This is a genomic window from Oricola nitratireducens, from assembly GCF_014904745.1.
In the GTDB taxonomy this organism is placed as follows: Bacteria; Pseudomonadota; Alphaproteobacteria; order Rhizobiales; family Rhizobiaceae; genus Oricola; species Oricola nitratireducens.
This window is the reverse complement of record NZ_JACZCS010000018.1, coordinates 68,583-75,789: the sequence shown is the minus strand read 5'-3', so window position 1 is coordinate 75,789 and position 7,207 is coordinate 68,583. Positions and strand designations below refer to the sequence as shown.

Sequence of the window (7,207 nt, the reverse complement as noted above, 5' to 3'; positions counted from 1 at the left end):
CGATGCCTTCGGGCTCCGGCTTGACCGTGCCCCCGGCACGGCCTGCGCCAGATCCCTCGATCTCGGGACAAACCTGCTCCGGCAGAATGCTCCTATCTATCCCTGAAAAGCTCTAATGCCCCGCCGGTGGGCGGGGCACTTGATGCAATGCATTGTGCTTTCGATCAGCTGGCCGGCAGCATTACCTTGTCGATGACATGGATGATGCCGTTGTCGGCACGAATGTCAGCCGTAACGACCTTCGCTTCGTCCACGGTTACCGTTCCACCCGATTTTGTCACGGACAGAAGGCGGTCGCCGCCCTGCTTGATCGTCTTGACGTGAATCGTGCGGCCGGGAAGCATGTTGGACGAAAGCTCTCGCGGCAGGACGTGATAGGACAGGATCGCTGCCAGCTGGTCCTTGTTTTCCGGCTTCAGAAGGTTTTCGACCGTGCCGTCCGGCAATGCGGCGAAAGCTTCGTCAGTCGGTGCGAACACGGTGAGATTGTCGCCGTCGGCAAGGGCGCCCGCGAGACCGGCGGCCTCGGCCGCGGCCAGGAGCGTATTGAAGGATCCGGCTCCCTTGGCGACTTCAACGATGTTTTCGGCTTTGGCCGGAGCCGTGGAAGCCAGGGCGAGCGAAATGGCGGCGCCAAGTGCGATCTTGCGCATAATAGTCTCCTCGATTTTCAAACGATCGACAGAACGTACTGTCACAGTGGCTTACGCTCGATCGCGAATCGGGATCAGAATGCATCGATCACGTTTGAGTGACCGGTGCGAGGGACGAAATCCGGCACTTTGCAAATGCGTCATTGAAAATTCACACGCGGCGGGCCGCATGCTTTCTATATATCGGGCCGAAGATTCGCAGGTGAAATGCTCATGGCTCGGCCCGAACTTTTCCAACTCGAAAACCACGCCGCTTCGGCCAATCCGCAGCCGAACCGCTATGTCGGTGTCCGCTTCAGCAAGGACCGCGTGTTCCTTCCCGAAGCGGGAAATACGGTGGTGCGCCATGTCGTGCCCGGGTCCAGGACCGAGGGCGTCCTGGTCGAACTGCGCGAAAGGCTCCGCAATCTGCCGTGGGGGCACCGCTTCGCCTTCACCGATGTGTCCAGCCTGCACATGACGGTCTTCGAGGGCGTGATCGAAACCCGCCGTCTGCCGGAATGCTGGCCGAAGGAGCTTCCGGTCGACGCGCCGCTCGACGAGACCACGGAATATCTCGCCGGGCGGCTGGAGAACTTCGAAGGTCCGGGTCCGTTCGACATGCGCATCGACGAGGTGACACCGTTCGGATTGCGGCTGACCGGCGCGACCGATGCCGACGAGAAGACGGCGCGCGCCTGGCGCGACAGCCTGACAAAGCCGTTCACCTATCGCTCGCCGGGCCACGACGCCTACACCTTCCACGTCACGCTGGCCTATATCATCGACTGGATTCCCGACGACCTGGTTCCCGGTTACAGGCAGGCGCTTGCCGAACTGACCGAAGAGTTCCGGCGCCGCATCCCGGTGGTCGAACTGGGACCGCCGGCCTTCTGCACCTTCGCCGACATGAACGGCTTCCCGCCGGTGATGAACCTGCCTGGATCGGGGCTGCGGCCGGTAGTTCATCCGGCCGGGAAGACATTGACGAAAGCGCGCTGACGCTCACGACGTGTCCGGAGCCTCCATCGCGTCACGCGCCAGCGCGTGAACGTCGATCAAAATCTCGTCCACTTCGTGGACCGGGCGCTTGCGGCGGCCGGGCGGGCGGCCGTTGCGCAGAGGCGAGCGGCGGGCGGGGCTGACGCCGGCCCGGTCGCGCCGCGCCTGCAAGCGGACAAGCCGCCTGGCCTGTCCGTCGATATCGTCCAGCGCGCGCCGCAGCGAAATCAGCCGCCGGCAGAGCGGGCCGGCGTCGATCTCGTCGCCCGGCAGGCGGTACCAGCCTTCCGGAACCGGCGTCGGATCATTGCCGAGACAGGTGATGCGTGGGAAGGTCTTCGGACGGCGTTTGGGCGGCCGGAAGGAAAACGTCTTCGCCGGATCGGTCAGCACGAAGGGCGGAATTCGCGCGTCGCCGCCATCCTTTTCGGATCCGGCGGCCAATGCGCGCCGGCGATGCGCCTTGTCCGGATCGAGGCCGTACATGAAGGCGCCGGCGGGCGGCGGGATGACGGCGAACCGGCGCGCCGCGATGACCACCAGCCGCCGGGCGGCGGATTCGGCCGCGCGCAGGATGCGGCGGATCGAGTTGAACCGGTGGCGCGGCATCTTCGCGGGCAATGACGGCGCTTCGCTTGTCTCGGGATCGGGCCCGGGGCCGGTTGTCGAACCGGCCATGGCGAACAGCTCCGCGACGATGCGCAGAAGCGCCTCGCGGTTGCGGTCTATCACCTTGGCCCAGTTCATTTGCTTCCCATCCGGTCTTGTGTGGAAAAATTTGGGAACAAGAATGAGGCGGGTTCGGGCGGGGAGAATAAGAAAGTGGGAACGGGCAGGCATTAGCACGTCGAATCAGCGGGTTAACCGACAACCGGCAGAAGTGCTTATCCAACGCGTTTGTTCGACGACCGGTGTGGTAGCCTCATCGCGTGGCAAATCAGACGAGAAGATGACGAAGATAGGGATAAAGTGATCAGGTTCAGGGAAGGCGATCTGCTTTGTGCCGAAGAGGATTACATTGCGCAGGGTGTCGCGGAAGGCAATCAGGAAGGTCTCGGTACAGGCCTTGCTTTCAAGATTTCAAGCAAATGGCCGGACGTCCAGAAAAGCTTCAAGAAGCATGCGAGAAGCGGCCGCTTCAAAGCGGGTTCCATATGGGTTTGCCGCCCGTCCCGATCCCATCCGGGCTTCGTTTATCTGGCGACGCAGCCGGACATGTATCACGCGACTTTGCCGTATCTCAGAAAATCCGTGCGGACGCTGGCAAAGTGGGCAGACGAAAACAACGTCAGGTCAGTGGGGCTGCCGAAAATAGCAGCGGGACTCGGGAAGCTTTCCTGGATTGACGAAGTGAAACCGCTGCTTGTCGAATACCTGACTCCAAGCGAATGCATGTTCGTGGTCTACGAGCAATTTACCCATGACCTCGAGCCATGATTATGCGCCGGTGGCGGCAATGTCAGCCGGTGTTCACGCAGCCCCACCGGCTTCGGTGAGCAGGAAGGCCTCGCCGCACTGGCGCGACAGGTTGCGCACCCGCAGGATGTAGCTCTGCCGCTCGGTCACCGAGATGACGCCGCGCGCGTCGAGCAGGTTGAAGACGTGGCTCGCCTTGATGCACTGGTCGTAGGCCGGCAGCACGCATTTGTGCAGGCGTTCGTTGGAGCCCTCGTCCGGCGCGCCGGCGGCGAGCAGCGCCTCGCATTCGGTCTCGGCATCCTCGAAATGCTTCAGCAGCATCGCCGTATTGGCATATTCGAAATTGTGCCGCGAATATTCCTGTTCGGCCTGCAGGAAGACGTCGCCATAGGTGATCCTGTCGTCGCCGTCCTGGCCGTTGAAGTTCAGGTCGTAGACATTGTCGACGCCCTGCACATACATGGCGAGACGTTCGAGGCCATAGGTCAGTTCGCCCGAGACCGGCGCGCATTCGATGCCGCAGACCTGCTGGAAATAGGTGAACTGCGAAACCTCCATGCCGTCGCACCAGCACTCCCAGCCGAGGCCCCAGGCGCCGAGCGTCGGGCTTTCCCAGTCGTCCTCGACGAAACGGATATCGTGCAGCAGCGGGTCGAGGCCGATCGCCTTCAGCGAGCCGAGATAGAGCTCCTGCAGGTTCGGCGGCGAGGGCTTCAGGATCACCTGGTACTGGTAATAGTGCTGCAGCCGGTTCGGGTTCTCGCCGTAGCGGCCGTCGGTCGGCCGCCGCGACGGTTGCACATAGGCGGCCTTCCACGGCTTCGGCCCGAGCGAGCGCAGCGTGGTGGCCGGATGGAACGTGCCGGCGCCGACTTCCATGTCGTAGGGCTGCAGGATCACGCAGCCCTGCGCCGCCCAGTAATTGTGCAGCGTCAGGATCAGGCCCTGGAAGGAACGGGTCGGATGAAGCTTGTCGATCGTCGTGTGCGCGGTCATCGGTTTCAGCCTGTAAGAGATGCGCGCCTCCGTTGCATGGCAATGCCCGCAGGGTCAAGTGCGCGCCCGCGGCTTCGGGGCCGGGAGGCCGAAACGCCATGGTGAAGAGCGGGTAAACGGCGTGTGCGCGAATGCACAGAGGATCGCGCCGTCACCCGGCATATTCGGGACAGAATTTCGGCGTCGCGGTCTTACGAGACCTGATCCGTTCGCCGGAAGTTCAGACAACTGACACTGAATCCGAATGGAGAAATGAAATGAAAATCGCTCTCGCAACCCGCAAGACCCTGATCGCAGCGCTTGTCGTTCCGATGCTCGCCGTGACCGCCGTTTCGGTCCAGTCCTTCGCCGGCATGTCCGAAGCCCATGCCCAGACTGCCCCGGGCGGCCCCAACGGTGGCGGAAACCGTGGTGGCAACAGTGGCGGCTCGAAGTCCGACACCAGCAGCCGCGGCGGCCTCTTGGATGCCGCCGCCCCGAGCAACTGCCCGCCCGGCACGGTCACGCACGCCTGCCCGCCGCCCCCGCCGCGCCGCCTGCCGCCGCGCGTGAGCTCGATCAGCGAATGCTCGTGCCATGTGACCTACCGGATGGTCGGCGGTCAGCGCGTTGCGATTAAGGATTGCTACGTGACGCTGCCCGGCGACAAGGTCGCTTACTGCGCAAGGAACACGCAGTGATCGCAACCGGCAACGCATGAAATGGGACGGCCTTTGTGCCGTCCCGTTTTCGTTTCGGCTATTCGTCCGGCCGGATCACCCGGTATTCGCCGGTTTCCTCGTCTTTCAACAGCGTACCGGCCGCGCCGGTTTCCTGTTCCTTTTCCGCGCGCCGTACCCGCGCCGAGACCCGCTCGGCTTCCCGCACGAAAGCGCGGTATCCGATCACGCCGACTGCGGCGACAATCCCGAAGAACAGCAATTGCGGCATCGATGCTCCTCCGCTTTACCGGGGTTCAAAGACCGAAACGCGCCCACAGCGCGCGGTCTTCTACCGCCCGCATCAGGCCTTCGGCGGCCGTTGCCGACAACGCCTGCGCGTCGAACCGGCCCATCGCGCCGACCACGCCCGTCGGCGATCGGCGCCCGAAGATATTGCGCTGCGGCTGGATCAGCCGCAACTCGGTCTTCTTGCCGAAGCGCTCCTTCAGGAAGGATCGCATGTCGCCGATATGGTCGACAAGTCCGAGCTCTTTCGCCTGTTCACCGGCCCAGAACGCGCCCGTGAACAGGTCCGGGTCGTCGCCGAGCCTGTCGCCGCGCCGGGATTTGACCAGGTCGATGAACACCCGGTGGATTTCGAGCTGCATCGTCTTCAGCCGCTCCACGTCTTCCTTTTTCTCCGGCTGGAAGGGATCGAGCACGGATTTGTTCTCGCCCGCCGTGTAGACCCGCCGTTCCACGCCGAGCTTGTTAATCGCCTCGACGAAGCCGAAGCCGGCCGAGATCACGCCGATGGACCCGACGATCGAGGACGGATCGGCGATGATCTCGTCACCGGCCACCGCGATCATGTAGCCGCCGGACGCGGCGACATCCTCGGTGAACATCAGGACGGGTTTTTTCTTTTCTTCGGCGAGATCGCGGATCCGGCGATGGATCAGCCGCGACTGCGCCGCCGAACCGCCGGGCGAATTAATCGCGAAGGCCACGGCCGGGGCCTGCTTGTCGGCAAAGGCGCGCTCGATCATCGACGCCGTCGTCGCCAGCGACAGTGTCTGCGACATCGGCGAACTGCCGGCGGCGATCGTGCCTTGCAGGCGCACGACCGGAATGACAGGGCCGCCGCCGCGGAAGCGTTTCGGGACAAGGCGTTTCAGCTGGAGGTTCACGGTCGGACCTTTTGTTCGGGCAATGATCCGGACAATGTAGGTGCGCATTTCCCCCGCGCAACAGACGTCTTCGGTAAAACGTGCCGTTTGCCGAATCGTGGCGCGCGGCCGGCGTTAGTAGAGGTCGTTTACGGGCCTGTCTTGCGCGGGCTCCCTGAAGGCCGCCGTGGTGACGGGATCGATGGCGGTCGCGGAAGCGGGGTCAAGGCGAAGCGACGCATATTGCCTGTAGGCCTCGACCTTCCGGCGCCGCCAGGACAGCGCTTCCTGCGTCCCCCATTCGAAAGCCCACCGCGTGACCGGCAGGTCCGGCCTGTCTTCGATGGCCGGCCTGTCCGGCCGGGCGACCGGGATCGGGTAGACGAATGGCGTCTTGTCTTCCAGCAGGTGCCCGAGCGGCCAGGCCAGGCGGAGCTGGTCCGGCGTCATGTCGACGACGTTGACGTCGATGTCGGTATCCGTGCCCGCCACCCTGTAGGCGCAGCGTTTCTCGGTGCAGTTGCCGATATGGGAGAATTGCCAGATCTGGTAGCTGTCCCAGTTGCCCTTCGGAAAGACGCCGCGGATGGCGGGCTTGAAGCGCGCATACCACAGCGGCAGCCGGGAAAGGATTCGGTAGCGGCTCCTGTTTTCGGCGATCTTGCGCGCCACGACGTCATTCGCATAGAGGACCGGATAACGGCCGAGTTCGGAGCGGATATAGACCGCGAAACGCTCCGCGTCCTCCAGCGACATCCATTTCTCGCTGTCCAGGCCCTCGATGTCGATGGCGACCAGCTCGTCGGGTTGCGGATCCGCGAAATCGATGAAATGGCGCGCCTGTTCCAGCGGATCGCCGGCGCGGCCGAGATGGTAGGCACCCCATTTGAGACCGAGGTTTTTCGCCAGCGCGCGGCGCGTCTGGTAGAGTTCCTTGGAAATCACGTAGCGCTGCCAGGTCGTGCGGCAGAAGGCCTTTTCCGTCTCGTTGCCCTCGCAACGCCAGGGCGGCGGCAGTCCGTCCGACCCCTTGTGGATGAACGCCGTGACGCGCTTGTTGCCGGCGACCTTCTGCAGGTCGATGACATTGTGCTCGTAGCCGTCGAGAACGATCGCGCGTTTGGGGTCCGCCCAGGGGCGGAAGAATTCCGTCGCCGCCGCTTCGCTCAGCGGCAGCATCTGGACAGTGAAAACGCAAACAGCCGCGAGGCATGTGCGAACACTCATCATCGTGGCCCCTCAATCGACGCAATTTCCCAGCGTGCGTCACCTCGGTTAACAAATTACTCCATTTTTATGAGTCGCGCAGGTCCGAATTATTGACGTTTACGTAAAAAGAATTTAGCGC

Annotated in this window: 9 protein-coding genes; 3 read left to right on the top strand and 6 right to left on the bottom strand. The window is 63.3% G+C overall.

Annotation, left to right across the window (positions count from 1 at the left end):
- Nucleotides 1-164: 164 nt before the first annotated feature.
- Nucleotides 165-653: a fasciclin domain-containing protein gene (locus IG169_RS10815; protein WP_193176220.1), complete on the bottom strand. Its 489-nt coding sequence runs from the start codon at nt 651-653 to the stop codon at nt 165-167.
- Between the two features lie 213 nt (nt 654-866).
- Between IG169_RS10815 and IG169_RS10810 the strand changes: the two genes are divergently transcribed.
- Complete coding sequence (locus tag IG169_RS10810; protein WP_193176219.1) at nt 867-1,634, top strand: DUF1868 domain-containing protein; 768 nt, start codon at nt 867-869, stop codon at nt 1,632-1,634.
- Between the two features lie 3 nt (nt 1,635-1,637).
- Here the strand turns inward: IG169_RS10810 and IG169_RS10805 are convergent, their stop codons facing one another.
- A complete protein-coding gene (locus IG169_RS10805; RefSeq protein WP_193176218.1) occupies nt 1,638-2,381 on the bottom strand; it encodes a hypothetical protein in 744 nt (247 codons plus the stop codon).
- A gap of 222 nt (nt 2,382-2,603) precedes the next feature.
- Between IG169_RS10805 and IG169_RS10800 the strand changes: the two genes are divergently transcribed.
- Nucleotides 2,604-3,071 carry a macro domain-containing protein gene (locus IG169_RS10800; RefSeq protein ID WP_193176217.1) on the top strand — a complete coding sequence of 156 codons (468 nt, stop codon included), beginning with the start codon at nt 2,604-2,606 and terminating at the stop codon, nt 3,069-3,071.
- Nucleotides 3,072-3,104: 33 nt separating this feature from the next.
- On the opposite strand, the gene IG169_RS10795 is transcribed toward IG169_RS10800, so the two are convergent.
- Nucleotides 3,105-4,049: a glycine--tRNA ligase subunit alpha gene (locus tag IG169_RS10795; protein WP_193176216.1), complete on the bottom strand. Its 945-nt coding sequence runs from the start codon at nt 4,047-4,049 to the stop codon at nt 3,105-3,107.
- Between the two features lie 257 nt (nt 4,050-4,306).
- On the opposite strand from IG169_RS10795, the gene IG169_RS10790 reads away from it, so the two are divergent.
- The gene (locus IG169_RS10790) at nt 4,307-4,729 is read left to right on the top strand and encodes a hypothetical protein (RefSeq protein ID WP_193176215.1); all 423 of its coding nucleotides are present in this window, start codon (nt 4,307-4,309) and stop codon (nt 4,727-4,729) included.
- A 58-nt stretch (nt 4,730-4,787) separates the two neighbouring features.
- On the opposite strand, the gene IG169_RS10785 is transcribed toward IG169_RS10790, so the two are convergent.
- The 3 genes from IG169_RS10785 to IG169_RS10775 form a co-directional block, all read right to left on the bottom strand.
- Nucleotides 4,788-4,979: a hypothetical protein gene (locus IG169_RS10785; protein ID WP_193176214.1), complete on the bottom strand. Its 192-nt coding sequence runs from the start codon at nt 4,977-4,979 to the stop codon at nt 4,788-4,790.
- Between the two features lie 25 nt (nt 4,980-5,004).
- Nucleotides 5,005-5,928, bottom strand: coding sequence for a S49 family peptidase (locus IG169_RS10780; RefSeq protein WP_210325961.1), 924 nt, complete (start codon nt 5,926-5,928; stop codon nt 5,005-5,007).
- Between the two features lie 66 nt (nt 5,929-5,994).
- Nucleotides 5,995-7,086, bottom strand: a complete 1,092-nt coding sequence (locus IG169_RS10775; protein ID WP_193176212.1) for a glycoside hydrolase family 25 protein — start codon at nt 7,084-7,086, stop codon at nt 5,995-5,997.
- Between the last annotated feature and the right edge of the window lie 121 nt (nt 7,087-7,207).

What these genes read in the sequence shown, in the direction of transcription:
- IG169_RS10790 (WP_193176215.1), top strand. Translation starts at nt 4,307, where the DNA reads ATGAAAATCGCTCTCGCAACCCGCAAGACCCTGATCGCAGCGCTTGTC.
- IG169_RS10785 (WP_193176214.1), bottom strand. Translation starts at nt 4,979, where the DNA reads ATGCCGCAATTGCTGTTCTTCGGGATTGTCGCCGCAGTCGGCGTGATC.
- IG169_RS10815 (WP_193176220.1), bottom strand. Translation starts at nt 653, where the DNA reads ATGCGCAAGATCGCACTTGGCGCCGCCATTTCGCTCGCCCTGGCTTCC.
- IG169_RS10795 (WP_193176216.1), bottom strand. Translation starts at nt 4,049, where the DNA reads ATGACCGCGCACACGACGATCGACAAGCTTCATCCGACCCGTTCCTTC.
- IG169_RS10810 (WP_193176219.1), top strand. Translation starts at nt 867, where the DNA reads ATGGCTCGGCCCGAACTTTTCCAACTCGAAAACCACGCCGCTTCGGCC.
- IG169_RS10805 (WP_193176218.1), bottom strand. Translation starts at nt 2,381, where the DNA reads ATGAACTGGGCCAAGGTGATAGACCGCAACCGCGAGGCGCTTCTGCGC.
- IG169_RS10775 (WP_193176212.1), bottom strand. Translation starts at nt 7,086, where the DNA reads ATGAGTGTTCGCACATGCCTCGCGGCTGTTTGCGTTTTCACTGTCCAG.
- IG169_RS10780 (WP_210325961.1), bottom strand. Translation starts at nt 5,928, where the DNA reads ATGCGCACCTACATTGTCCGGATCATTGCCCGAACAAAAGGTCCGACC.